Origin of the sequence: Streptomyces sp. NEAU-sy36 (genome assembly GCF_013423905.1) — a bacterium.
Classification (GTDB): domain Bacteria; phylum Actinomycetota; class Actinomycetes; order Streptomycetales; family Streptomycetaceae; genus Streptomyces; species Streptomyces misionensis.
Genome location: NZ_CP058977.1, coordinates 5,509,601 through 5,532,932, shown reverse-complemented (window position 1 = coordinate 5,532,932; position 23,332 = coordinate 5,509,601). Strand labels below are relative to the sequence as shown.

The following is a 23,332-nucleotide window of genomic DNA, read 5'->3' as shown; positions in this document are numbered from 1 at the left end:
ACGGATGCGCCCGACTCGAGAGAGTCACGGTTCGGCCCCCACCGCCCGTCCGGCCCCGGCTGGGGATAGGCGTCAGCCCTCGCGGCCGGGGAGCATGGCCAGGGCCCGGGAACGCTGGGTCACGAGGTCGTCGTAGGTGCCGTCGCGCTCGGCCCAGCGGTGGCCCAGCACGCCCTTCACGAGGATCTCGCGGGGCGTGGGCTCCGCCGAGAGGAGTTCCATGACCTCGGTGGCGAAGCCGTCGAGCGGCAGCGCGTGCGGGTTCACCTTCTCCTGGCCCGCCGTGGCGACGGCCGGCGGGACCAGCTCGACGACACCGACGCCGGTGCCGTCGAGCTGCGCGCGCAGCGCCTCCGAGTAGGCGTGCACCGCGGCCTTCGAGGCGGCGTAGCTGGGCATGGGCGGGAACGGCAGGAAGGCGATGCCGGAGGTGACGGTGACGAAGGTGCCGGCGCCGCGCCCGACCAGATGCGGGGTGAAGGCGTCGACGACCCGGATAGTGCCCAGCAGATTGGTGTCGATCGTCGCCCGCGCCGCCTCGAAGTGCGCGGGGTCGCGCAGGTCCTCCAGGAGCATGACGCCCGACATGGTGACCACCGTGTCCAGCTCCGGGTACCGGTCGAGCACGGCGTCGCGCAGGGCCGTGACGGAGGAATCGTCGGTGACGTCGACGGGGAACGTGCCGAAACCCTCCTCGGCGAGCGTGGCGAGGGCCTCCTGGCTACGGCCGCCGACGGCCACGGCGCTGCCCGCCGCGGCGAACCGCCGGGCCAGCTCCCGGCCGATGCCCGAGGTTCCGCCGACGACCAGAACGGTGCGGTTGGAGATATCCACGAGGTCTTCCCTTCACATGGGTGAACAGTTCCCCCGCAGTCTCGGCCGCGCCCGCCGGGCATGGCAGTGCCCTCGTCTTCCCTGGTCCTGCCAGGGCCCCCTCTCGCGCCCGCGCGCCGCATTACGGTGTCGGTATGAAGGACGAGGAATCCGACAACCGGCTCGGCGCCTACCTGCGGGCCCGGCGCGAGCTGGTGACCCCGGAGCGGGCGGGGCTGCCGCCCGGCGGCAACCGCCGGGTGCCCGGCCTGCGCCGGGAGGAGGTCGCGCTGCTCGCCGGGATCAGCCCCGACTACTACCTGCGCCTGGAGCGCGGCCGGGACAAGAACCCCTCGGTCCAGGTCCTCGAAGCCCTCGCGCGCGTCCTGCGGCTCGACGACGTCGAGCGGACGTATCTGCTCGGCCTCGCGGCGGCGCGCCCCCGGGCGCCGCGCCGCAAGCGTCCCGAGCACGTGCCGGCGCGGGTGCACCAGCTGCTCGCCCACCTCCAGATCCCCGCGTTCGTCGAGGGCCGGGCGTTCGACGTCCTGGCGTCGAACCCGATGGCCGTCGCCCTCTCCCCGCGCCTGCGGCCCGGCGAGAACCGGCTGCGCTCCCTGCTGCTCGACCCCGAGGAGCGGGCCTTCCACCAGGACTGGGCGAGGGCCACCGCCGACTTCGTCGCGGCCCTGCGCACCACCATCGGAGACGACACCGACAACCCCCGGTTCGTCGAGCTGGTCGGCGAACTCGCGCTGTCCAGCCAGCGGTTCCGCACCCTGTGGGCCCGCCACGACGTCCGCGGCCTCGACGGGGGCACGACCACGGTCAACCACCCCGTCGTCGGCGAACTGCGCCTGCACCGCGACAAACTCCCGGTGGACGACGTCATCCTCGTCGTCTACTACCCCGACAAGGACAGCGACAGCGACGAGAAACTGCGGCTGCTCGCCGCGCTGTCGCACAGCGGGGCCACCGGACCCGCGCGGGACGGAACGGCGGACGTCACGCGCGGGTGACGGGCGCGAGAGGTGGGCACCGCCCGGCACGAACGCGTCGAGGGCCCGGCCGAGGGGCGGGGTCGCCTCGGCGTGTCGGGGGATGGCAGGATGTCGGGATGCGCTGGGAGTCAGAGACGTTCGTGCAGGTCCGACGGCATAGTCGGGTCTTCGAGGTCGTGGTGCGCGGTGAGATCGACTACGACGAGAGCGACCTGCTCGGCGCGGCCTGGGACGAGGCGGACGAGTACGACATGCCGGCCACGGTGGTGGACCTGACGGGGCTGACCTTCGGCGACAGCCAGCTGCTCCGTTCGCTGCTGGACGCGCGGCGGCGCCACCAGGCGAACGGCCGCGTCTTCGTTCTGCTCGGCCCCTTGCAGGAGAGCGTCACCAGGCTGCTCACCATCAGCGGCACCCTGGAGCACTTCACGCTCACGAACTCCCGCGCCGAGGCGGTGCGTACCACCGGCGGGTGGTGACGGGCGCCCCGCCGTGCCGCGGCGGCCGACGTGATCGTCGTCACGGCGTGCATGTGCGGCGCGGACCGGGGTAACCGGGCGCGAGCAAGGACAGTCGCCTCAAGGGCGGCTCGGGTACGAAAGGGGAGCGGGTTGACTGCGATCGGCGCGGTGAGGACGGACGTCTGCGCGGCAGACGGGACGGTGGAGTTGACCGGAGTCACGGATCCCGCGGCTGTGGCCCCCAAGGACGCGCGCGAGCTGTCGAAGGTCTTCTTCGATCAGCTGGCACGGCTGGAGGAGGGCACTCCGGAGTACCAGTACGCGCGCAACACGCTGATCGAGATGAACATGTCCCTGGTCCGCTACGCGGCCGGCCGGTTCCGCAGCCGCGGGCCGGAGGAGATGGAGGACATCGTCCAGGTCGGCATGATCGGGCTGATCAAGGCGATCGACCGGTTCGAGATCTCCCGGGAGGTGGAGTTCACCTCCTTCGCCGTGCCGTACATCGTGGGCGAGATCAAGCGGTTCTTCCGTGACACGTCCTGGGCGGTGCACGTGCCGCGGCGGCTGCAGGAGGCCCGGGTCCAACTGGCCCGCGCCACCGAGGAACTGCGCAGCCGGCTGGGCCGTACGCCCACCGTCAAGGAACTGGCCGAGCTGATGTGCCTGTCCGAGGACGAGGTGGTCGAGGCCCGGCTGGCCTCCAACGGCTACAACTCCGCCTCCCTGGACGCGGCCATCGGCGGCAGCGAGGACGGCGAGTCCGCGTTGCAGGACTTCATCGGCACCGAGGACGCGGCGCTCGAACTGGTCGAGGACTTCCACGCCCTCGCCCCGATGATCGCCGAACTGGAGGAGCGCGACCGGCTGCTGCTGCACCTGCGGTTCGTTGAGGAGCTGACCCAGGCCCAGATCGGCGAGCGGCTCGGGGTCTCCCAGATGCACGTCTCCCGGCTGCTGTCGCGCACGCTCAAGCGGCTCAAGGAGGGTCTGCTGGCCACCACGTGACAGACGTCACAAAAATCGGGGGATGGAGTCCGGGATGCGGGGTATTGGCGGGCGAGTGAACGCAGTGCGAACGACTTCCATGGCGTCCTGGGGCCCTGCCGGCGCCGGGCGAAGCATGCCCGTGGAACCGCCCGCCGCGGCCGTGGAGTTCGACGGAGACGTCGGCTGCATCGCCGCGGCGCGGCACCACGCGGCCCGGTTCCTGGACCGCGTGCGGGCGGAACGCGGCATCGAGGTCTCCGACCGGGCTCTGGATCTCACCCAGCTCGTGGTCAGCGAAGTGGTCACCAACGCCTGCAAGTACGCTCCCGGCCCGTTCGGCCTGGACCTGCGGATCACCGGCGGCCTGATCGAGATCTCGGTGCGGGACTCCGACCCCGTGCTGCCGGTGGCCCGGGCCGCCGAACCGAGCCGGGTGGGGCAGCACGGCCTGGAGATCGTCCTGGCCGTCACCGAGACCTTCGAGGCGCGTCGCGAGGGCACGGGCAAGAGGGTCACCGCCCGCGTCGCCCTCGCGGACACCGGCACCGCCGGGTACGCGGCCGGCCGGAGCCCCGGCGCGCGCCCGGCTACGAGCGCCCCCGGCGCCCAGTGACACACCCGGTCCACGGCTCCCGCCGAAGCCGGAATTCGGCCGTACCCCTTTCCCCGGTATCTGACGGGCCCACAGACGGTTTGCCCCCGGCGCGAATTGCCCCCGGCCGGGCGAAGCGGGTTGCGTCCGGCAGCAGGATGCGCAACTGTTGCCGGAAGGCATCTATTTCCCAGGGCAGGAAGGTGGTGGGGCGCGCTTCGGGCGTGCCCCTGCTTGTGTGCGCATTTCGCGGCTCCCCTGCAAGCCCGCGCGACGTCGCCGCCCGTGTCGGTGCGGCGTGGGGCGAGGCCCCCTGCCCGGTGCTGGTCGTCGACCGGCACGGGGCCCTCGTGCGGCTCAACCGGGCCGCCCGCTCCCTCCTGCCACAGGCCGCCGACGGCGACCGGCTGGACGGCATCGCACCGGCCTGGCTGTCCGACGCCCATCGGCACTTGGTCGAAGGCACCCCGGGCGCCACGCCGGGCCCGCTGACCGGCGCCATCGACGAACGCGTCTTCGAGGCCCATCCCTCGCCGTCCACGGACGGGGGCGTGGTGTGGTGGCTGGTCGACGAAACCGGCCGCCGCCGGGCCGAACAGGCCCTGCACAGCGCCCATGAGCGGGCCGACGTCCTCGCGGAGGCGTCCAGCCGGCTCCTGTCCACGCTGCACGTGCCCCGCTGCATGGAGGAGGTCGCCGCCATGGCCGCCGAGCACCTGGCCGAGGCGGCCGTGCTCGTGGCGCCGCCGCACGGCCGGCGCCACACCCTGACGTACGCGCGCCGCGGCGGGCCGGTGAGCCAGGTCACCCGGAAGATCGATCCGTTCAGCGTGCACGGCCTCAGCGAGGCCCTCCAGGGCTTCCCGCCCGTGCCTGCGCGCTGGATCGATCCCCGCGACATCCCGGACTGGCTGCTCCCCGAGGGGTTCACCGAACCGCCCGGCTCCGTCATCATCGCCCCGCTGCCCGGCCACGGGGTGCCCGCCGGGGCGCTGGTCCTGCTGCGCGCCGGCACCGAGAGGTCCTTCTCCGACGGGGAGGAGGCCTTCGCCCGGCTGTTCGCCGCGCGGGCCGGGGCCGCCCTGTCCGCGGCCCGGCTCTACACCGAACAGGCCGCCATCACCGCCACCTTGATGCGCGAACTTCTCCCGCCCACCCTGGAGCGGGTGCACGGGGTGGAGTACGCGGCCGGATACCGCCCGGCCAAGGACCACGAACGGGTCGGCGGCGACTTCTACGACTTCCACCCCGGCGCGGACCCCGAGCAGGAGACCGTCGTCGTCCTCGGCGACGTCGCGGGCAAGGGCCTGGACGCGGCCGTGCTGACCGGCAAGATCCGCAACACCCTGCACGCGCTGCTGCCGCTCGCCGCCGACCACCAGCAGGTCCTGACCCTGCTCAACGGCGCCCTGCTGACCTCGCACCACGCCCGGTTCGCCACGCTGGTGCTCGCCTCGGTGTGCCGCCGGGACGGGCGCGTGCGGGTCCGGCTGACCAGCGCCGGGCACCTGCCGCCGCTGATCGTCCGCGAGAACGGCGAGGTGGAACAGGTCCCCACCCGCGGCACGCTGGTCGGCGCGCTGCCGGCCGTGAGCGCGCACACGGTCGAGACGACGCTGGCACCGGGGGAGACCTGCCTGCTGTACACCGACGGGATCACCGAGGCGCGCGGCGGCCCGCTCGGTGACGAGTTCTTCGGGGAGGCCCGGCTCAGGCGCGCGCTGTCCGAGTGCGCGGGCATGCCGGCCGAAGCGGTCGTGGAGCGGGTGCAGATGCTCGCCGCGCAGTGGCTCGGCGGGGGCCGCCACGACGACATGGCCGTCCTCGCCATCAGCGCGCCCAGGAACGGTCCGCTGTCGGTGGTGGTGGACGGCGAGGGCCGGACGTCGCAGATCAGGAGGAGCAGGTGAGTCGGGTCGCCCAGGCCGCCCCGCATCGCGAACGGCTGTGGGAAGCCGTCGTGGCCGGTGACGAGTACGCGGGCGTGGCCGCGGTCGAGGAGGCGCTGGCCGCCGGGATGGACGCGGAGACGGCGCTGCTGGACGTGATCGCCCCGGTGCAGCGGAAGGTCGGCGAGGAGTGGGCCGCCGACCGGATCAGCGTCGCGGTGGAGCACGCGGCCACGGCCGTCAACGAACGGGTGGTCGCCGCCGTGGCGCACATGACGGCGGGCGGCGCCGGCCCGGCGCCCCGCGGCCGGGTGACCGTCGGCTGCGTGGACGGCGAGTGGCACGCCTTTCCGGCCCGGCTGGTGACCGAGGTGCTGCGGCTGCGCGGCTGGCAGGTGGACTACCTGGGCGCCCAGACACCCACCCCGCACCTCATCGCCCATCTGCACCACACCGACCCGCGGGCCGTGCTGCTGTCCGGCTCGCTGCCGACCCGGCTGCCGGCCGCCCACACGGCGATCACCGCCTGCCAGGCCGTCGGCGTCCCGGTGCTGGCCGGCGGCCGCGCCTTCGGCCGGGACGGCCGGCACGCCCGGTCGCTGGGGGCCGACGCCTGGGCGCCGGACGCCCGCGGCGCGGCGGACGTGCTGGCGCGCGGCCTGCCGCGGCCGGCCCCGGCGGCGGCCCGGCAGGTGGTCGACGACCTGCCGCACCTGGCCGACCAGGAGTACACGCTGGTCGTCCACTCCCGCGGACGGCTGGTGAAGCAGACCCTCGCCGACCTGGAGGACCGGTTCCACGCGGTGCGCTCCTACACCGAGGTGCAGCGGGAACGGACGGCCGAGGACGTCGCCCACATCGTCGACTTCCTGGCCTGCGCCCTCTATGTCGACGACGCCGAGGTGTTCGCCACGTTCCTCGCCTGGACCGCGGGCATACTCGAGGCACGCGGCGTCCCGGCGCGTTCCCTGCGGGCGGGGCTGGACCTGCTCGCCGCCCAACTGCACGACTTCCCCCGGGCGCTGCGCCTCCTGGCGGAGGGATACCGCGCCCTCGACGCCCGCCCCGGTGACCTCGCCGCCGGCCCCGCCACCCACGCATGACCGGTTACTTCCCCGCCGAGTTCAGCGTGGAGATCACGGAGGATCCCGCGGGCTGCACCGTGCGCATCGCGGGCGAGCTGGACTACGACACGAGCGACGAACTGGTGGAGACCGTCGTCCGGCACCTGCGCGGCCGCGGGCACACCGGCGAGGTACGGCTGGACTTCGGCGGCCTGACCTGGATCGACTCCTCCGGCCTCTCCGCCCTGCTGATGATCCACCGGACCACCACCGCGCTCGGCGCCGCCTTGCGCCTGGACAACCGGCCGGGCTTCCTCGACCACCGGCTGCGCCTCACCGACATCCTCGACCACCTCACCGGTCCCGTGAGCGCCGAGGGCCTGCCCGGCTCCGAGGGGGACGGCGACCACACCCGGGCCGGGGTTCCCTGAAGGGACGCTCCGGGCCTCCGCCGAGAGGTGCGCCACACCCGGCGCGGACAGCGCGCTTTCCGGGGTAAGCGCAGTTGTGAGGAGGTCGTGAGATGCCCGCATATGACGGTCACATACATGCAGTTGCCGTTTGACAACTATCTCCGGATGGCAACAAAGTAGCCGTGTCGCATGTGCACGGGGAGGGAACTGGGATGCTCCGGTCCGCGCAGGCCGCTCCGTGCGCGAGCCGCCGTGCACGGCGGGCGATGACGCGCCGCGGTGCGGTTCAGGCGGACTTGCTGCCCGATCCGTGCGCCTGCTCGTCGTGTATCTGCGCCGCCGCCGTCGCGCAGAACGCCTCAAGCCCTTCGGCGAGGGCGGTCCGCTTCGCCGCGGGCATCAGTTCGAGTACCGCCCGCAGCTCCGCCTCCCGGCGTCCGCGCAGGTCGGCGAGGAAGGCGCGGCCCCGGCCACTGAGGCCGAGGCGCACCTCGCGCCGGTCCTCCGGGCTGTGCCGGCGTTCCACGAAGCCGACCGCCTGGAGCCGGTCGAACAGCCTGCTGGTCGCGGGCGGGGTCGAGGCGAGCGACTCGGCGAGCGTGCGCATGTTGACGCCGTCGTTGTGCTCCAGGATGTGCAGCAGGCGCAGCTGGGACGCCGAGGCGGGCGCGGTGGAGGCCCGGCCCCACAGGACTTCCAGCAACTCCGCGGCCGTGGAGGTCACGCGTGCGATCTCGGCGGGCTCCGGGCGGCGGTGGAAGGCAGTCACGGTCACACTCTCGCAGGCACTGGGGTGCCCGCCAGCGTACTAGCTATGGGTGCCGGTGGCGGATGGCACGGGCGAACGGCGCGGTCCACGCGGTGTGGCACCCCGCGCCCGCCAGGTCCACACGTCCTCCGGCGACACAGATTGGTTCATTCCTCATCGTGAAGAGATTCATCGCCGCCGAACGCGCCCTGCGGACGGCGGCCCCCCACCAGTTGCTGGAAGCTCTCCGCCGCGTACTGAAGGAGCAGTACGCGGCGGAGGCCGTCGAGTTCTTGATGGCCGACTACGGCCTGAGCGTGCTCCAGCCGGTGTCCGTGCCGCCGCGGCCGTCGTGGCCGGTGTCGGTGTTCAATACGCCGGCGGGCCGTGCCTTCGGCTCGCAGCGGTGCCACGCCGAGCACTGCCGGGACGGCCGGGTGCGGCTTCATCTGCCGGTCACCGTGCGCGGCGACCGGATCGGCGTGCTGTCCGTCACGCTGCCCGGCCCCGACCACGCCCGCCACGACGAGGCGGAGCTGTGCGAGGTCGCCGAGGTGCTGGGACGTGAGGTGCTGGTGGCCGAGCGCGACACGGACGTGTTCGTGCAGGCGCGGCGCAAGGACCGGCTGACCCTCGCCGCCGAGATGCAGTGGCAGCTGCTGCCCGGTCGTTCGTTCTCGCTGCCCGAGTACGACCTGGCCGCCCAACTGGAGCCCGCCTACGCCATCTTCGGCGACAACTACGACTGGTCGGCCACCGCCGACCGGCTGATGCTGTACGTCACCAACGGCATGGGCGAGGGGATGGAGGCGTCCCTGCTGACCACGCTGGCCATCAACGCCCTGCGCAACGCGCGGCGGGCCGGTGTCTCCATCGCCGACCAGGCCGCCCTGGCGGACCAGGCCGTCTACGGCCACTACCGCGGACGCTGCCATCTGTCGGTCCTGATGTTCGACTTCGACGTGGCCACCGGGCGGGTGAGCGTGGTGGACGCCGGCTCCCCCCATCTGCTGCGGCTGCGGCGCGGCGTGGTGGAGCGGATCACGTTCGACGCCCAGCTGCCCCTCGGCATGTTCGAGGAGACCGACTACGTGGCCCAGGAGTTCGCGGTCGAGCCCGGGGACCGGCTGGTCTTCGTCAGCGACGGGGTGCACGCGGTGGCCTCGCCCCTGGGGGAGCCCTACGGGGACGCCGCCCTGATCCGGGCGATCCAGTCCACCCGGCTGCTGCCCGCGGCGGACGTGCCGCGCACCGTCCTGCGCGAGCTGACCGGTCACCGGGACGGGGCCGAGCCGGAGGACGACGCGCTCGTGGTCTGCCTGGACTGGCGGGGCCGGCCGGACACGCACTGATCGCTCAGCTCCGCACCTGCGGCGCGGGCGCGAAGAGCCGCTGGGCGCCGATGAGGGACAGCAGCCGGCCCACCGCGGGACCGGCGGCGCGGACGACCACCGCCTTGTCCTGGAGGCCGGCCCGCCGGCGCAGGTCCATCAGGACGGCCAGGCCCGCGCAGTCGCAGAAGCCGAGCCGGTCCAGGTCCAGTTCGAGGCCGCGCTCGGCCGTGGCGAGCGCCGCGAGCAGGCCGTCGCGGAGCCGGGTGCCGGAGTCGAGGTCCAGCTCGCCCGCTATCTCAACCCGGGTCCACGGGCCCTCCGCCGTGTACGAGGCGATCGCCGGGCCGCAGGGCAGCGAGTCGCGCCGGTCCCCTCGGCCCTCCGGGCGGCGGCCCGTGGAGAGCGGGAGGGAGACGTGGCGGACGGGGTCTTGCATGGCTCACTCCCTCATCTAAGCGCCCGGGTCGGCTCCAGCGTTCCCCGCGACACCAAAATACGTCAAGCGATGCATGAAATGTAGTACGTGTTTTTGTGTGCATGAACACCGCCTCGGTAAACTCGGGGCATGGATGGAGTGCCCGAACCCCACACCGGATGGACGTTTCTGACCAATCACGCCCGCGTCCTCGCGGCCATCGCGGACAACCAGAACGCCCGCATCCGCGACATCGCCGCGCACTGCCGGCTCACGGAACGAGCCGTGCAGAAGATCATCGTCGATCTGGAGGAGGACGGTTACCTCTCCCACACCCGTGAAGGGCGGGGGAACACCTACCGCATCGACCCCGGCAAGGTCCTGCGCCACCCGGCCGAGGCCGGTCTCGGCCTCACGGTCGCCTCGCTGCTGTCGCTGCTCGTCCAGGACGAGGCGCACCGCTCCGAGCCGCCCGCACAGGCCGCTCCCCGGCACGCGGGCGCCGCACGGTCGTAGGGCCGGCCGCCCGCGCCGGCGGACGGGCGGCGGGCCCGCGCCACCACATCCCCGAAGGCGGTGCCCATGCAGACGTTCCTGCCAGACTCCGACTTCCGGCGCTCGGCGCAGCTCCTCGACCGGCGCCGGCTGGGCAAACAACGGGTCGAGGCGTTGCAGGTCCTGCGCGGCCTGACCGTGCCCGGCTACGGCTGGCGCAGGCACCCGGCGGTGCGCATGTGGAGCGGCTACGAGGAGGCCCTGGTCCGCTACGGCCTGGAGGTCTGCCGGGTCTGGCGGGAGCGCGGGCACCAGGACAGCTGTGCGGCCTCCCTGGTCGCCGGGTACGAGGCCGCCCGCCCGGGTGCCCGCGTCCGTGGCCAGGACGCGCTCGCCGCCGCCGGGGAGCTGCCGCCGTGGCTGGGCGACGAGGCCTTCCACCGCAGCCACCAGTCCGCGCTCGTACGCAAGGACCGGGACGCGTACGCCTGCGAGTTCCCCGGCGTGCCCGACGACCTGCCGTATGTGTGGCCGGCCTCCGACCGGGAGGGCCGCGACGACGGCCGGGCCCGGCGGAGCCCCTGAGCCTCACCCGCCGCCCCCGGCGCACGTCGCGGCCCACCGCAGTGCCGCCGTGCGGCCCCGGTCCGGGACCGTCCACAGGGCGTGGCCGCGCAGCCCCCAGCGGCGCAGCAGGGTGTTGGCGGCGAGGAAACCGCTGGTGGCCGCCCGTTCCATGAGCGCCACCGGCAGGCCGGTGCGGACCGTGTCGCCCGCGACGACGAGACCGGGCGTGGGTGTCTCCACGGTGGGCCGGTCGGCGTGGCCCCCCACGGGGAAGAGCGGGCAGTCGGCCCGCCACTCGTGGCGGGCGTCGACCACCCCGGCCCGGCGCGTCTCCGGATACAGCCGGTTCAGCTGGTCCAGCAGCTCCTTGCGCACGGTCGCCGGGTCGGCGTCCTCGGCCAGGGCGTAGGCGTGCAGCTCGACGACCGAGCCGCCGGTCCGGGCGGCCCAGCGGGCGGCCTCCCCCTCCCAGCCGCTGACCACACTGACGTTGTCCAGGGGGCCGAAGCCGCTGGTGCCGAGGAAGCCGGGCCGGTCCGGGCGCACGGGCCGGTCCAGCCACAGACGGGAGACCAGGAACGGCGGTGCGGTGCGCAGCCGTGCCACGCGCACGCGCCACTCGGCGTCGCCGAGCCCGCCGCAGCGGGCCACCAGGGAACGCAGACCCCCCGGATCGAGGGCGAGCACCACGGCGTCGTACGGCTCGTCACCGTCCGCGGCGGTGACCGCGAAGCCACCGGCCGGCCGCGGGGAGACGGCCTCCACGGCGGTACCGGTGCGCAGCAGTGCGCCGAGCCCCCGCAGCCGTGCGGCCAGCGGGTCCCACAGCGCCTGCGGGAACGGCTCCCGGGGCACGTCGAACAACAGGCCCTCGGCCGAGCCGAGGAAGTAGATGTGGAACATCAGCGCCATCTCCGCCGCCGACAGCTGCCGGGGGTCGGCGAAGAAGCTCCGAGAGAACACCTCGAAGGCCAGGTGCCGCGCCGCCGGCGGGAAGCGGATGGCCTCCAGGAAGTCGTACGCGCTGACGTGGTCGAACCGCTCGTACACCTCCGGCACCCGCACATCGAACAGCGGCAGCGCGGCGCGCGGACGCATCCGGGCCAGCTCGCGCACGCCGAAGGAGTTGCTCAGGGCCGCGAATCCGAGCGCGCTCAGCGGCGGGGTGCGCGGCACGTGGCGGAAGCCGTCCTGCCGGCCGCTGCCGTGCCGCAGGGGGTAGTCGGGCAGGCCGGTCAGCCGGTCCAGCGACGGATCCGTGCGGCGCAGCAGCGCCCGCAGGTTGTAGTACTGCCGGAAGAAGGCGTGGAAGCCGCGGCTCATCGTCACCGCCGTGCCGTCGGCCAGCCGGGTGGGCCACCCCGCGAGCCGTCCGCCCAGCTGGTCCTCCCGCTCGTACACGGTGACGCGCACGCCCCGCTCGGCCAGCGCGGTCGCCGCGGTCAGGCCGGCGATGCCGCCACCGACGACCGCCACGCCCGGAACGCCGGACCCCTCGGCGCGCGCGGCGCCGGACGGCGCGGGCAGCGACCGGGCCAGCCGGTCCCGGCCGGGCCGCGGCGCGCGGGCGGGTGCGGACCCGCGGCCGCGAACGCTCATCGCCCCGCCCCCTCGGCAGCGGCGCACGGGCGGCGGCCGACGACGGTGTGGGTGATGCCGGTCTGCCAGCCCGGCAGCGGCAGCACCCGCACCCGCTCGAACCCGGCCCGCCGCACCCGCCGGCCCAGTTGCCCGGCCGTGTCGAACGTGGCGACGCTGCGCCACAGGTGGCGGTAGAGCGGCCCGTCGCCGAGCAGTGTGGCGACCGGCAGGACGAGCCCGCCGCAGACCGCGCTCCACACCGCGCGGTGCGCCGCGCGCCCGCTCAGCGCGTACTCGTGCACCGCCAGCCGGCCGTGCGGCGCGAGCAGCCGGTGGGCGTGCGCGAGGACGGCGTCCGGATCGGCGGTGTTGCGCAGCAGGTAGGCGGCGAAGACCGCGTCGAACGGGCCGTGCACCCCGGCCTCGGCGAGGCGTTCCACCGGGGCGTGCACGAAGCGCACCGGGCGCGGCCAGGACCGGCGGGCGGCGCGCCGCAGCATGCCGGCCGAGGCGTCGACGGCCGTGATGTCCGCGCCCGGCACCACGGCGGCCAGCGCCGCGGTGGAACCCCCCGTGCCGCAGCCGAGGTCGAGAACACGCAGGCCCGTCCCCGGAGTTCGCAGGCCGAGGCGGCGGGCGGAGCGGCGCAGGTGGGTGTGGTGGGCGGGGTTGGCTGCCAGCAGCAGGTCGTAGTGGTCGGCGGCGCGGTCGAACGCGGCGGCCAGGTCGGCGTCGCGCAGCAGGGGCATGGCGTCTCCGTGGGGGTGTCAGGGGGTGGCCGGGGTGGCGTCGCGCGGCGGGGTCATGCGGTCTCCGCGCGCGGGGAGCGGCCGTCGCGGCGCGGGGCGAACGGCAGCGCGAGGGCCGAGCGCAGCATCGCGGCGGCGGGCACGTGCAAGCCTATGGACAGGTCCTCCGGCCAGCTGGTGCGACCGTCCAGGAAGCGCAGCAGCCGGGCGGCGGGCACCCGTGCGAACAGCTCGGTGAAGAAGGCCGGGCCGTCGATCCGGCCGCGGTCGAGGGCGTGCAGCAGCACGGCGTCCATGAACCGGGAGCGGGCCGAGTGCGGACGCGGGGGCAGCGGGCGGCGCCCGGCGTGCAGCGCGGCGGCCACCGCACCGGCCTGGCGCTGCACGGCGCTGAAGGTGTACCCGGTCGCGGGCCGGGTGGCCCCGGCCGCGGCCCCGATCCGGAACACCCGCGCGGCGCTCTGCCGGGGGAAGTCCGCGTCCGTCATCGGGATCGCCCCCTGCTCCCACCCCGTCACCTCGTGCTCGCCGATGCCCAGGGTCCCGGTGACGTACCGCCGCAGCGCGCGGTCGTACGCCGTGGGGCCGAGCGGGCGGCGGGAGAACTCCGTGTACTCGATCAGCGCCTCGTGCGGGCCGGTCGGCAGGACGTAGCCGAACGACAGCCCGTGCGGCGGCTGCGGGGTGCGGAAGTCCATCAGCTCGACGGCGGCGGCGTCGAACACGGGCCGCGGGGTGCGCACGAACCAGCCCCGGAAGTGCTGCACCAGCGTCGTGCGGGCCGGCGGCAGCCGCGGCAGCGGCCGCGAGTCGAACACCCAGCGGGCGCGCGCGGTCACCCGGCCGCCGTCCGGCCGCCGGCCGTGCACCAGCGCGCCGCCCGCCGTGGACTCGATCCGTTCGACCACCGCCTCCACGGTCCGCACCCACGGGCTTCCCGCGAGCCCGCGCCCGGCCAGTTCCTCGAAGGCGGGGGAGGACAGCATCTTGTAGCGCAGCGGCGCGATGGCACGGTCGAGGGCGCGCCCGTCGCCGGAGCGCACCCGCAGCCGCTGCCAGCACGCGGTCAGCGCCTCGTCGTACGGCCCGGCACCCGCCTCCCAGTAGCACCAGGTGCGGCGCGCCGCCCGGTACGGGCCGGGCGGCGCCGCCAGCAGCACCGCCGTCACCGGGCGCGCCCCGGCGGGCGGCCGGGCCAGCCGCAGGGCGAGCGACAGCCCGGCGGCCCCCGCACCCACGACGGCGACGTCCGACTCCACGTCCACGGCGGCTCCCTCCACGGGCCCGTTGATCCGGCCAGTCTTCCCGCCCCGGGGCTCCGCCGGGCGCCCGCTGGGTACCCACCGGGCTCGCACATCCACCGAACGGCGCATCCCACGGGGGCCGCCGCACGGAATGTGTGGCGGAGAAGGAAGAACCACGACGTACGACGACGCGAGCACGGCGCACCCGGCCGGGCTCGCCACCGGCGAGAGGAACCGCGATGCGACGCACCCAGGCGACCGGCCGGCCCCCGGCGGACTGGCCGCCCCGCCCGTACGGCGGCACGGACCCGGTCCGCACCTGCGGGGGACCGGGGGCGGGCCGGTGACCAGGACGGTGACGGGACCCACCGACCACGTCGTGGTCGTCGGCGCCGGGCTGGCCGGCCTGTCCGCCGCCCTGCATCTGCTCGGCGCCGGCCGCCGGGTCACCGTGGTCGAACGCGACCCCCGGCCCGGCGGACGGGCCGGCCGCCTGGAACTCGGCGGCTATCTGATCGACACCGGGCCCACCGTGCTGACCATGCCGGAGATCGCCGACGAGGCGTTCGCCGCGGTCGGGTCCGCGCTGCGCGACCGCGTCGACCTGGTCCCGCTGCGGCCCGCCTACCGGGCGCGCTTCGCCGACGGCAGCTCCATCGACGTGCACACCGACGCCGAGGCGATGGAGGCCGAGATCGAACGGTTCGCCGGGGGCGCCGACGCCGCCGGTTACCGCCGGCTGCGGCACTGGCTGGGCCTGCTGTACCGGACCGAGCGGGGCCGCTTCCTCGACGCCGACTTCGACTCGCCGCTCCAGCTGCTCACCCCCGACCTGCTGCGGCTCGCCGCGCTCGGCGGCTTCGGCCGCTGGGAGGCGCGCATCGCCCGGCACCTGCGCGACGAACGGCTGCGCCGCGTCTTCTCCTTCCAGGCCCTGTACGCCGGAGTGCCGCCCGAGCGGGCCCTGGCCGCCTACGCGGTCATCGCCTTCATGGACACCGTCGCCGGGGTGTACTTCCCCCGCGGCGGCATGTACGCGCTGCCCCGTGCCATGGCCGGCACCGCGGCGGAGGCGGGCGCGGCGTTCCGCTACGGCGAGCGGGTGACCGGTCTCGAACGCCGCGGCGAACGGATCACCGCCGTCGTGACCGAGCACACGCGCATTCCCTGCGACGCCGTCGTCCTCACCCCCGACCTGCCGGTCGCCTACCGCCTGCTGGGCCGTGCCCCGCGCCGCCCGGCCCGGCTCACCCACGCCCCGTCGGCCGTCGTGCTGCACGCCGGCTGCGACCGCACCTGGCCCGAACTGGCCCACCACACCCTGTCGTTCGGGCACGCCTGGCGGCGCACCTTCCATGAACTGACCCGTACCGGCGAGCTGATGAGCGACCCGTCCCTGCTGATCACCCGGCCCACCGCGACCGACCCGTCGCTGGCCCCGCCGGGCCGCCACCTGCACTACGTCCTCGCCCCCTGCCCCAACACCGACATCGGCCCCGGCCCCGCCGACTGGGCCGCCCTCGCCCCCCGCTACCGCGACGGCCTGCTGCGCGAACTGGACCGCCGGGGCCTGACGGGCATCGCGTCCGCGATCGAGACCGAACGCCTCGTCACCCCCGCCAACTGGAGCGTGCTGGGACACGCGGCGGGCACCCCCTTCTCCGCCGCGCACACCTTCGCGCAGACCGGCCCGTTCCGGCCGCGCAACCTGGTGCGCGGCACCGCCAACGCCGTCCTCGCGGGCTGCGGCACCACCCCCGGCGTGGGCGTACCGCCCGTCCTGCTGTCGGGGAAGCTGGCCGCCGCCCGCATCACCGGCCTGCCCCGCCCGCGCCCCGCCGCCCGCAGGCGCGGCACACCGGCGGCCCAGGGAGCGCGACGATGACCGCACGGGAACTGAACGCCGCCGGCATCACCGATCCCCGGCTGCGCGCCGCCTACCGCCACTGCCGGAAACTGAACGCCCGGCACGGCCGCACCTACTTCCTCGCCACCCGGCTCCTGCCGCCCGCCCGGCGCCCCGCCGTGCACGCCCTGTACGGCTTCGCCCGCTGGGCCGACGACATCGTCGACGTACCCGACGGCACCCCCGGCGGTCACGACGGCACCGGCACGGCGCGCCGGGCCGCCGCCCTCGACCGGCTGGCCGACGACCTCGCCCGGGGACTGGCCGGCGGGGACGGCGCCGACCCGGTGATCGTCGCCCTCGCGGACACCAGCCGCCGCTACGCCATCGACCACCGCCACTTCGCCGACTTCCTCACCGCCATGCGCAGCGATCTGACGGTCACCGAATACGCCCACTACGACGAACTGCGCGCCTACATGCACGGCTCGGCGGCCGTGATCGGGCTTCAGATGCTGCCCGTCCTCGGCACCGTGGTGCCCCGTGCGCAGGCCGCGCCCTACGCCGCCGAACTGGGGGTCGCCTTCCAGCTCACCAACTTCCTGCGGGACGTGGGGGAGGACCTCGACCGCGGCCGGATCTACCTGCCCCAGGACCTGCTCGCCGCGCACCGGGTCGACCGCGCACTGCTGCGGTACTGCCGCGACAGCGGCCGCACCGACCCCCGGGTCACCGCCGCGGTACGGGAGTTCGCGGCCCTCACCCGCGCCGCGTACCGGCGCGCCGCCCCGGGACTGCCGATGCTCGATCCCGTCGCCCGCCCCTGCATCCGGACCGCGTTCGTGCTGTACGGCGGCATCCTGGACGCCGTCGCCGCCGACGGCTGGGCGGTGCTGCACCGCCGTACCGCCGTGCCCCGCAGGCGCCGCGCGCTCGTCGCCGCCGACGGGCTGCTGCGGGTGACCGCCGCCCGGCTCGCCGACCGGCGCGCGGCGGTCCGTGTCCCCGCCGGGCACTTCCCCCCGTTCCCCCGACCCGAGGAGGTCCGGTGACGCCTCGTTCCCGGCCCCGGCGCGGACGCCTGCCGGTGCGGCTGCGCCGGACGCCCGTCGCCTGGGAGCGGCAGCGTCCGACCTGGCGCGACGCCCGGCCCGCACTGATCGCCGACGCGCTGAAACGGGCGCAGGCCCGACCCACCGGCAACTGGTACGTCGTCGGAGCCACCCGCGAGCTGCGCCCGGACCGGCCGCTGGCCCGCACCGTCGCCGGCCGTGAGGTGGTGCTGTGGCGGGACGCCACGGGCCGCCTCGTCGCCGGACCAGGGGTCTGTCCCCATCTGGGCGCGCCGCTGCGGGACAGCCCGGTGCGCTGCGGCACCCTGGTGTGCCACTGGCACGGACTCGCCCTCCACGGGGGGCCGTTCACCGGCTGGGAGCCCTGGCCGGCCCACGACGACGGCGTGCTGCTGTGGGTACGGCTCGACGACGCCGGCGGCGAGGAACCCACCGGGAGCCCGCCGGTGCCCGAGCGCCCCGGCGCGGACCGCGCGCTGACGGCCGTGTACACCGCGGCCGGCCGCTGCGAGCCGGAGGACGTGGTCGCCAACCGCCTCGACCCGTGGCACGGGGCCTGGTTCCACCCGTACTCCTTCGTGGACCTCACCGTGGTCGGCGTCCCCGGCGCGGACGACGCGTTCACGGTCGACGTGTCCTTCAGGCTCGCCGGACGGCTCGTCGTACCGGTCCGCGCGGTGTTCACGGCGCCCGGCCCGCGCACCGTCGTCATGCGGATCACCGACGGCGAGGGCGAGGGCTCCGTCGTGGAGACCCACGCGACGCCGCTGGGCACCGACGCCCTGGGCAGGCCCCGCACCGCGGTCGTGGAGGCGGTCGTGGCCACCTCCGAACGGCGCGGGTTCGCGGCGGCCCGCCGGGCCGCGGCGCTCGTCGCCCCGGTGGTCCGCCGTACCGCGGGCCGGCTGTGGCGCGACGACCTGGCGTACGCCGAGCGGCGCTGGAGCCTGCGCTCCACCGGACGCTTCCCGGGCTGAGCGCGACCGCCACCCGGCCGGCACGGCCGCGGCCGGGCGGACCGCCGATTGAGACGGGCCGGAACGGAAACCGGCTCCGTGCACCGCGACGCACGGCACCCACAGGACGGAGACCACACGATGGCCACCACGGCCGCGACAGCCCACGCCCCCACGGCGACACCGGTCAGTCTGAAGCTGCCGGGGATCGTGCTGGGAGTCGGCCTCGGCGGATTCGTCGACGGCATCCTGCTGCACCAGATCCTTCAGTGGCACCACATGCTGACCAGCACCGGCCACGACCACATCGGGGTGAAGTACTACGACCCCCACACGGTCTCCGGGCTGGAGATGAACACCGTGTGGGACGGCGTCTTCCACGCGGTCTGCTGGATCGCCGTCCTGGTGGGCCTGGCCATCCTCTACTCCCGGGTCACGCACGACCGGCGGTCCGTCTGGGGCTCACGGGTGCTGTGGGGCTGGATCGTGGCCGGCTGGGGCCTGTTCAACCTGGTCGAGGGCCTGCTGGACCACCAGATCCTCGGCATCCACCACGTCCGCGGCGGCCCCCACCAGGCCTGGTGGGACGCCGGGTTCCTGGTGCTCGGCGTCCTGCTGATGATCGGCGGCTACCTGCTCCAGCGCGGCGGCCGGCCCCTCGCCCTCGCCCCCGACCGGGCCACGGACGAGGCATGACGGGCACCATGCACCAGCACGGTGACGGCGCGGCGGGTCTGCCGGAGGCGGTGTTCGCCGTCCCGGTCCTGATCGCCGCGGCGTGCGGCTACCTGTTCGCCGCGCACCGCGCCCGGCGCCGCAACCCCGTCCAGGGCTGGAGCCGTCGGCGGACGGCCTCCTTCCTCGCCGGGTCGGCCCTCCTCGCCGTCGCCCTGCTGCCCCCGACGGCCGGCACCGCCCACGCCGACTTCCGGGCCCACATGGTCCAGCACATGCTCATCGGCATGTACGCCCCCCTGGCGCTGGTGCTGGCCGCGCCGGTCACGCTGCTGCTGCGCACCCTGCCGCCGGGGCACGCGCGCCGCCTGACCCGGGCGCTGCACAGCGCGCCCGCGCGCGCGGCGGCCCATCCGGCGGTGGCGCTCCTGCTCGGCACCGGCACCCTGGTGGTGCTCTACTGCACACCGCTGTACGACACCGCCATGGCCCACCCCGCGGGGCACCGGCTGATGCTCGCCCACTTCCTCGTCTCGGGCTGCCTGTTCGCCCACGCCGTCGCGGGCCCCGACCCGGCACCCGCCCGGCCCGGCGTGCGGGCCCGGCTGGTGTACCTGGGCATCGCCATCGCCGTGCACGCCCTGCTCGCACAGGCCCTCTACGGCGGCTTCCTCATCGACGTCCACGCCCCCGTGGACCAGGTCCGGCAGGGCGCGCAGATCATGTACTACGGCGGAGACATCGCCGAACTGCTGCTGGCCGGCGCCCTCGTGGCCACCTGGCGCCCCGAACGCCGCACCCGGTCCGCCGCGCGGGGCCGCCCGGCCCGGGCCGGTGCCGACGGCGCGGGCGTCCAGCGCCCGGCGTGAGGTCTCCGTGTCCCACCGTGGGGCCCGCCCGCCGCCGTCCCGCGAGGCGCGTCACGGCCGGCGGGTCACAGCCGGCGCCAGCGTGCGCCGCACCACGAGAAGACGCCGAACGCGGTGAGGCCGAGCGCGATGAGGGCGAGCAGCCAGGGACCGGCCGGCAGGTCGCGGAAGGCGCGCAGCGTGTCGTCCATGCCCTTCGCCTCGCCGGGCCGGTGCCGGACGGCGGCGACGACGGCGAACACGCCCGCCACCGCGAAGACGACACCGCGCGCCGCGCCGCCGACCACGCCGAAGAAGTCCGTGAACCGCTCGGCCCCGCGCGACATGATGTCGGTCCGCAGGTCCTTGCGGAACTTCTTGCGCACCGCCCGGACCGACATCCACAGACCGGCCACCACCACGGCGGCACCGGCGAGGCCGACGAGCCACTGGCCGCCCGGCCGGCCCAGGACCATCGCGGTGACGTCCCGGGTGCCCCGGTCGGAGGAGCCGCTGCCGCTGCCCCGGCGACCGACCGCGTAGGACAGCACGGAGAAGGACACGAAGCCGTAGAAGACGCACCTGGCCGCCGCCGCGATCCGCTTCGACGGCTTGTCACCGCGCGGTCCGGGCCCGCCGAACACCGCCTCCGACAGCCGCCACAGCCCCATGCCGGCGAGCGCCGCCCCGACGACCCAGAGCATCGCCGCCCCGAACGGCCGCCCGGCCAACTCCTCCAGCGCCCCGCCCCGGTCGGCCTGCCGGTGGTCGTCGGCCAGCGCGATCCGCAGCGCGAGGACGCCGACGAGAACGTAGATGAGCCCGCGGGCGACGAAGCCGGACCGAGCCGCCACGGCCATCGCCGTACCGTCCGCGGCGCCGCGCGCCCGGCTCCGCCCCCTCAAGGCCCATGACTGTGCATCCATACTCCGCCGATGCCCCGGGGACCCCGTTCGACACCTCGGCGCGTCCCCGCCGGAAGACACCGGGCGGCCCTCAGCCGGCGGTGGCGGCCTCGTCGAGCGCGGCGAGGGCGGCGGCGGCCTCGGCCTGGCGGGGGTTCTTCAGCGCGGCCAGGGCGTCACGGGCGGCCAGCAGCGTCCGCCGGGCCTCCGGGTGCCCCGTCGCGCCCAGCACCCGGCCCAGGTCGAGCCGTGCCGGTTCGGACCAGGCCGGCATCTGCGCGGCCTCGAACGCCGCGAGGGCCTGACGGAGCGACGGCTCGGCCTCGTGCCAGCGTTCGAGGGCCGCCAGGTCGTTGCCGATCTGCTGCCGGGCGACCGCGTGGTACAGGGCGATCACCCCGTCCGTCCGGCCCGGGATGCCCGCGGCGCAGATCCGCTCGCTGCGGCGGTGGATGTCCAGGGCCTCCGCCGCCCGGCCCGCCTCGCGCAGCAGCGTGCCGAGGGAGTTGAGGATCGTCAGCTCGGCCAGCCGGGACTGCGGGGAGTCCTGCGAGGCCAGGCAGCGGGCCGCCTCGCCCAGCCGCGCCAGGGCCTCCTGCGCCCTGCCCAGCCGGTGGAAGGAGCCGGCGCCGTAGCCGAGTGCCCAGCCCTCCTGGAGCCGGTCCCCGCAGTCGCGGGCCGCGGCGAGCGCGGCGTCGGCGCTCCGCAGCGCGGCGCGGGGATCGGCGACGCACAGGTTGTAGGCCCAGGCGAGGTAGTTGAGGTGGGCCGCCTCCTCCCGCCTGCTGCCCAGCGCCCGCGCGGAGTCGGCGGACAGCCGGAACACCTCCACCCACTGCTCCCAGTGCTGGTTGAGGTCGGAGAACCAGTGCATCGCCTCCGCCGTGTCCAGCACCTGCCGGTGGTGGCCGGTGGCGTTGGCCCGGCGCAGCGCGGCGAGCCACTGGGCCCGTTCGGCCTCCAGCCAGGCCCGCGCCTCGTCCCGGCCGGTGGGCGCGCTGTCCGGGTCCGGGTCGTCGTGCGGGGCGGCCGGGTCGTGCTCGATGTCGAAGTACAGCGCGGCGGCGGTGGCCCGGCGCAGCATCCAGCGCGCGGTCCGGTCGAGCGCGGCGTCGCGGACCTCGGGGCCGTCCTCGGCCGCGACCTGCTCGGCCGCGTAGAGCCTGAGGAGGTCGTGGAAGCGGTACCGCTCGCCGACGGCGTCGCTCTGGAGCAGCCCGGCGTCGGTCAGTTCCTCGGCGCAGCCCACCGCCTCGTCGTAGGACAGGCCGGCCAGGAGCGCGCCGGTCTCCGGGCTGAGGTCCGCGCCCGCAGCCAGCGCGGCCCGGCGCAGGAACACCCGGGCGTCCGGCCCCAGTTGGCGGTACGACAGGGCGAAGGCGGCCCGCACCCGCAGGCTTCCGGCCTGGAGACCGTCCAGCCGCCGGCCCTCGGCGGCGAGGCGGGCGACGAGCTTGCCCAGGCGTTCGTGCGGGCGGCTCAGCAGCCGCTGCCCGGCGATCCGCACGGCCAGCGGCAGGTGTCCGCACAGGTCGGCGAGGTCGCGCGCGGCCTGCGCCTCCGCCTGGACACGGTCGGGGCCGATGATCCGGGTGAGGAGTTCGACCGCCTCCTCGCGCCGCAGCAGGGCCAGATCGGTGCGGTCGACGGATTCCAGACCCGCCAGGGAATGCCGGCTGGTGACGATGGTCAGTGACGGGCCGGTGCCCGGCAGCAGCGGGCCGACCTGGGCTTCGTCGACGGCGTTGTCCAGCACCAGGAGCAGCCGCCGCTCGCCGGCCACGGACCGCCACAGGCCCGCACGGTCCTCGGTGCCGGCCGGTATCGCCGCGTCGGCGACCCCCGCCGCGCGCAGCAGCCGGGCCAGCGCGTCCCGGGGGGTGGTCGGCTCGGGGTCCATGCCGTGCAGGTCCAGGGCGAATCGCCCGTCCGGGAAGTGCGGGGCGAGCAGGTGCGCGGCGTGCACCGCGAACGCGGTCTTGCCGAGGCCGGGCTGCCCGGTGATCACGGTGACACGCGGCCGGTGCGGACCGGTGTCCCGGGCCAGGTCCAGCAGCCGGGCGAGGGCCGGGCCGCGGGCGGTGAAGTCCTGGATGTCGCGCGGCAGGGCCAGCGTGGCGGGGGCGGCCGGGGCGCCGGCCGTCCGGGTGCGCGGGCGGCCCAGCGCGGCGGCCCGCTCCAGCTCCGCCGCCTCCTCCTCGGCCAGCCCCAGTGCCTCGGCCAGGATCCGGACCGTACGGCGCTGGGGCCCCCGGGTGCGCCCGCGCTCCATGTCGGCCAGCGCCCTGACGCTCACCCCGGAGGCGTGCGCGAGCGCCTCCTGGCTCAGCCCGGCGCGGGCCCGCAGCCGGCGCAGCCGCTGCCCGAAGTCCTCCGCGGAAGGCGTGCCGCCCTGCACCGTCGACGTCCCCCGATCACCCGGCCCGTGCGGATGCGAGCCCCCGGCAGAAGTATGGCGGACCGTACTTCCGCCGGGGGAACCGCCTGGGCCGCGGGGAGCGGAAGTGGTCGACTGGAGGCGAGGCGCGGGACGCCCGGACACCGCGTGCCCGAGGCGACCAGGCCCCGGCGGACGGGTCCGGACGGACCACGTGCGGGCCCGGCAGCGGTACAGACCACCCGCCACCGGGCCACCGGAACCGCGCAGCACCACCAGAACGGCACCGGCCGACG

General features: G+C 75.4%; 23 protein-coding genes. 15 read left to right on the top strand and 8 right to left on the bottom strand.

Features of this window, described 5'->3' with window-relative positions; all coding sequences use genetic code 11:
* Positions 1–72: 72 nt before the first annotated feature.
* A complete protein-coding gene (locus tag HZZ00_RS24130) occupies positions 73–834 on the bottom strand; it encodes an SDR family oxidoreductase (RefSeq protein WP_180328420.1) in 762 nt (253 codons plus the stop codon).
* Positions 835–968: 134 nt separating this feature from the next.
* Between HZZ00_RS24130 and HZZ00_RS24125 the strand changes: the two genes are divergently transcribed.
* The 7 genes from HZZ00_RS24125 (at position 969) to HZZ00_RS24095 (ending at position 7,241) form a co-directional block, all read left to right on the top strand.
* Complete coding sequence (locus HZZ00_RS24125; RefSeq protein ID WP_180328419.1) at positions 969–1,832, top strand: helix-turn-helix transcriptional regulator; 864 nt, start codon at positions 969–971, stop codon at positions 1,830–1,832.
* Positions 1,833–1,930: 98 nt separating this feature from the next.
* Positions 1,931–2,293, top strand: coding sequence for an STAS domain-containing protein (locus tag HZZ00_RS24120; RefSeq protein ID WP_177329977.1), 363 nt, complete (start codon positions 1,931–1,933; stop codon positions 2,291–2,293).
* A 51-nt stretch (positions 2,294–2,344) separates the two neighbouring features.
* Positions 2,345–3,283 (top strand): RNA polymerase sigma factor SigF, encoded by a 939-nt coding sequence (locus tag HZZ00_RS24115; protein ID WP_180333683.1) that lies wholly within the window; start codon positions 2,345–2,347, stop codon positions 3,281–3,283.
* A gap of 115 nt (positions 3,284–3,398) precedes the next feature.
* A complete protein-coding gene (locus tag HZZ00_RS24110) occupies positions 3,399–3,878 on the top strand; it encodes an ATP-binding protein (protein ID WP_257585212.1) in 480 nt (159 codons plus the stop codon).
* A 299-nt stretch (positions 3,879–4,177) separates the two neighbouring features.
* Positions 4,178–5,767 (top strand): PP2C family protein-serine/threonine phosphatase, encoded by a 1,590-nt coding sequence (locus HZZ00_RS24105; RefSeq protein ID WP_257585211.1) that lies wholly within the window; start codon positions 4,178–4,180, stop codon positions 5,765–5,767.
* Entirely contained in the window at positions 5,764–6,849 is a 1,086-nt protein-coding gene (locus tag HZZ00_RS24100; protein WP_180328417.1) for a B12-binding domain-containing protein, read from the top strand. Before HZZ00_RS24105 ends, HZZ00_RS24100 begins: the two co-directional genes overlap by 4 nt.
* Positions 6,846–7,241 carry an STAS domain-containing protein gene (locus HZZ00_RS24095; protein ID WP_180328416.1) on the top strand — a complete coding sequence of 132 codons (396 nt, stop codon included), beginning with the start codon at positions 6,846–6,848 and terminating at the stop codon, positions 7,239–7,241. Before HZZ00_RS24100 ends, HZZ00_RS24095 begins: the two co-directional genes overlap by 4 nt.
* Positions 7,242–7,509: 268 nt before the next feature.
* Here HZZ00_RS24095 and HZZ00_RS24090 read toward each other — a convergent pair whose 3' ends face one another.
* Entirely contained in the window at positions 7,510–7,998 is a 489-nt protein-coding gene (locus tag HZZ00_RS24090; protein ID WP_257585210.1) for a MarR family transcriptional regulator, read from the bottom strand.
* Between the two features lie 152 nt (positions 7,999–8,150).
* On the opposite strand from HZZ00_RS24090, the gene HZZ00_RS24085 reads away from it, so the two are divergent.
* Positions 8,151–9,323 (top strand): PP2C family protein-serine/threonine phosphatase, encoded by a 1,173-nt coding sequence (locus HZZ00_RS24085; protein WP_257585209.1) that lies wholly within the window; start codon positions 8,151–8,153, stop codon positions 9,321–9,323.
* Between the two features lie 4 nt (positions 9,324–9,327).
* On the opposite strand, the gene HZZ00_RS24080 is transcribed toward HZZ00_RS24085, so the two are convergent.
* Positions 9,328–9,741: an STAS domain-containing protein gene (locus HZZ00_RS24080; protein WP_180328414.1), complete on the bottom strand. Its 414-nt coding sequence runs from the start codon at positions 9,739–9,741 to the stop codon at positions 9,328–9,330.
* A gap of 129 nt (positions 9,742–9,870) precedes the next feature.
* Between HZZ00_RS24080 and HZZ00_RS24075 the strand changes: the two genes are divergently transcribed.
* Entirely contained in the window at positions 9,871–10,236 is a 366-nt protein-coding gene (locus HZZ00_RS24075) for a helix-turn-helix domain-containing protein (protein ID WP_180328413.1), read from the top strand.
* 66 nt (positions 10,237–10,302) lie between these two features.
* On the top strand, positions 10,303–10,800 hold the full coding sequence (locus HZZ00_RS24070) for an MSMEG_6728 family protein (protein ID WP_180328412.1): 498 nt from the start codon (positions 10,303–10,305) through the stop codon (positions 10,798–10,800).
* 3 nt (positions 10,801–10,803) lie between these two features.
* Here HZZ00_RS24070 and HZZ00_RS24065 read toward each other — a convergent pair whose 3' ends face one another.
* Genes HZZ00_RS24065 through HZZ00_RS24055 form a run of 3 tightly spaced genes read right to left on the bottom strand, consistent with a single transcriptional unit; the run spans position 10,804 to position 14,377 of the window.
* The gene (locus tag HZZ00_RS24065) at positions 10,804–12,381 is read right to left on the bottom strand and encodes an FAD-dependent oxidoreductase (protein WP_180328411.1); all 1,578 of its coding nucleotides are present in this window, start codon (positions 12,379–12,381) and stop codon (positions 10,804–10,806) included.
* Positions 12,378–13,112 (bottom strand): methyltransferase domain-containing protein, encoded by a 735-nt coding sequence (locus HZZ00_RS24060; RefSeq protein ID WP_180328410.1) that lies wholly within the window; start codon positions 13,110–13,112, stop codon positions 12,378–12,380. Before HZZ00_RS24060 ends, HZZ00_RS24065 begins: the two co-directional genes overlap by 4 nt.
* 53 nt (positions 13,113–13,165) lie before the next feature.
* Positions 13,166–14,377 (bottom strand): lycopene cyclase family protein, encoded by a 1,212-nt coding sequence (locus HZZ00_RS24055; protein WP_257585207.1) that lies wholly within the window; start codon positions 14,375–14,377, stop codon positions 13,166–13,168.
* A gap of 322 nt (positions 14,378–14,699) precedes the next feature.
* Here HZZ00_RS24055 and crtI point away from each other — a divergent pair, with 322 nt between their 5' ends.
* The 5 genes from crtI (at position 14,700) to HZZ00_RS24030 (ending at position 19,775) form a co-directional block, all read left to right on the top strand.
* On the top strand, positions 14,700–16,241 hold the full coding sequence (gene crtI, locus HZZ00_RS24050; protein WP_180328408.1) for a phytoene desaturase family protein: 1,542 nt from the start codon (positions 14,700–14,702) through the stop codon (positions 16,239–16,241).
* A complete protein-coding gene (locus HZZ00_RS24045; RefSeq protein WP_180328407.1) occupies positions 16,238–17,254 on the top strand; it encodes a phytoene/squalene synthase family protein in 1,017 nt (338 codons plus the stop codon). The genes crtI and HZZ00_RS24045 overlap by 4 nt, the downstream gene beginning before the upstream one ends.
* Entirely contained in the window at positions 17,251–18,252 is a 1,002-nt protein-coding gene (locus tag HZZ00_RS24040; protein WP_180328406.1) for a DUF5914 domain-containing protein, read from the top strand. The genes HZZ00_RS24045 and HZZ00_RS24040 overlap by 4 nt, the downstream gene beginning before the upstream one ends.
* A 120-nt stretch (positions 18,253–18,372) precedes the next feature.
* A complete protein-coding gene (locus HZZ00_RS24035; RefSeq protein WP_180328405.1) occupies positions 18,373–18,927 on the top strand; it encodes a DUF2243 domain-containing protein in 555 nt (184 codons plus the stop codon).
* Positions 18,924–19,775 (top strand): cytochrome c oxidase assembly protein, encoded by an 852-nt coding sequence (locus HZZ00_RS24030; RefSeq protein WP_180328404.1) that lies wholly within the window; start codon positions 18,924–18,926, stop codon positions 19,773–19,775. The genes HZZ00_RS24035 and HZZ00_RS24030 overlap by 4 nt, the downstream gene beginning before the upstream one ends.
* Before the next feature lie 65 nt (positions 19,776–19,840).
* Here HZZ00_RS24030 and HZZ00_RS24025 read toward each other — a convergent pair whose 3' ends face one another.
* Entirely contained in the window at positions 19,841–20,614 is a 774-nt protein-coding gene (locus HZZ00_RS24025; RefSeq protein ID WP_257585202.1) for a DUF1206 domain-containing protein, read from the bottom strand.
* Between the two features lie 136 nt (positions 20,615–20,750).
* A complete protein-coding gene (locus HZZ00_RS24020) occupies positions 20,751–23,057 on the bottom strand; it encodes a helix-turn-helix domain-containing protein (RefSeq protein WP_180328402.1) in 2,307 nt (768 codons plus the stop codon).
* Positions 23,058–23,332 lie beyond the last annotated feature (275 nt).

Excerpts from the sequence above, each read along its gene's own strand:
- HZZ00_RS24125 (WP_180328419.1), top strand. The coding sequence starts at position 969 with ATGAAGGACGAGGAATCCGACAACCGGCTCGGCGCCTACCTGCGGGCC.
- HZZ00_RS24120 (WP_177329977.1), top strand. The coding sequence starts at position 1,931 with ATGCGCTGGGAGTCAGAGACGTTCGTGCAGGTCCGACGGCATAGTCGG.
- HZZ00_RS24115 (WP_180333683.1), top strand. The coding sequence starts at position 2,345 with ATGTGCGGCGCGGACCGGGGTAACCGGGCGCGAGCAAGGACAGTCGCC.
- HZZ00_RS24110 (WP_257585212.1), top strand. The coding sequence starts at position 3,399 with ATGCCCGTGGAACCGCCCGCCGCGGCCGTGGAGTTCGACGGAGACGTC.
- HZZ00_RS24095 (WP_180328416.1), top strand. The coding sequence starts at position 6,846 with ATGACCGGTTACTTCCCCGCCGAGTTCAGCGTGGAGATCACGGAGGAT.
- HZZ00_RS24080 (WP_180328414.1), bottom strand. The coding sequence starts at position 9,741 with ATGCAAGACCCCGTCCGCCACGTCTCCCTCCCGCTCTCCACGGGCCGC.
- HZZ00_RS24075 (WP_180328413.1), top strand. The coding sequence starts at position 9,871 with ATGGATGGAGTGCCCGAACCCCACACCGGATGGACGTTTCTGACCAAT.
- HZZ00_RS24070 (WP_180328412.1), top strand. The coding sequence starts at position 10,303 with ATGCAGACGTTCCTGCCAGACTCCGACTTCCGGCGCTCGGCGCAGCTC.
- HZZ00_RS24065 (WP_180328411.1), bottom strand. The coding sequence starts at position 12,381 with ATGAGCGTTCGCGGCCGCGGGTCCGCACCCGCCCGCGCGCCGCGGCCC.
- HZZ00_RS24060 (WP_180328410.1), bottom strand. The coding sequence starts at position 13,112 with ATGCCCCTGCTGCGCGACGCCGACCTGGCCGCCGCGTTCGACCGCGCC.
- HZZ00_RS24045 (WP_180328407.1), top strand. The coding sequence starts at position 16,238 with ATGACCGCACGGGAACTGAACGCCGCCGGCATCACCGATCCCCGGCTG.
- HZZ00_RS24035 (WP_180328405.1), top strand. The coding sequence starts at position 18,373 with ATGGCCACCACGGCCGCGACAGCCCACGCCCCCACGGCGACACCGGTC.
- HZZ00_RS24030 (WP_180328404.1), top strand. The coding sequence starts at position 18,924 with ATGACGGGCACCATGCACCAGCACGGTGACGGCGCGGCGGGTCTGCCG.
- HZZ00_RS24025 (WP_257585202.1), bottom strand. The coding sequence starts at position 20,614 with ATGGCCGTGGCGGCTCGGTCCGGCTTCGTCGCCCGCGGGCTCATCTAC.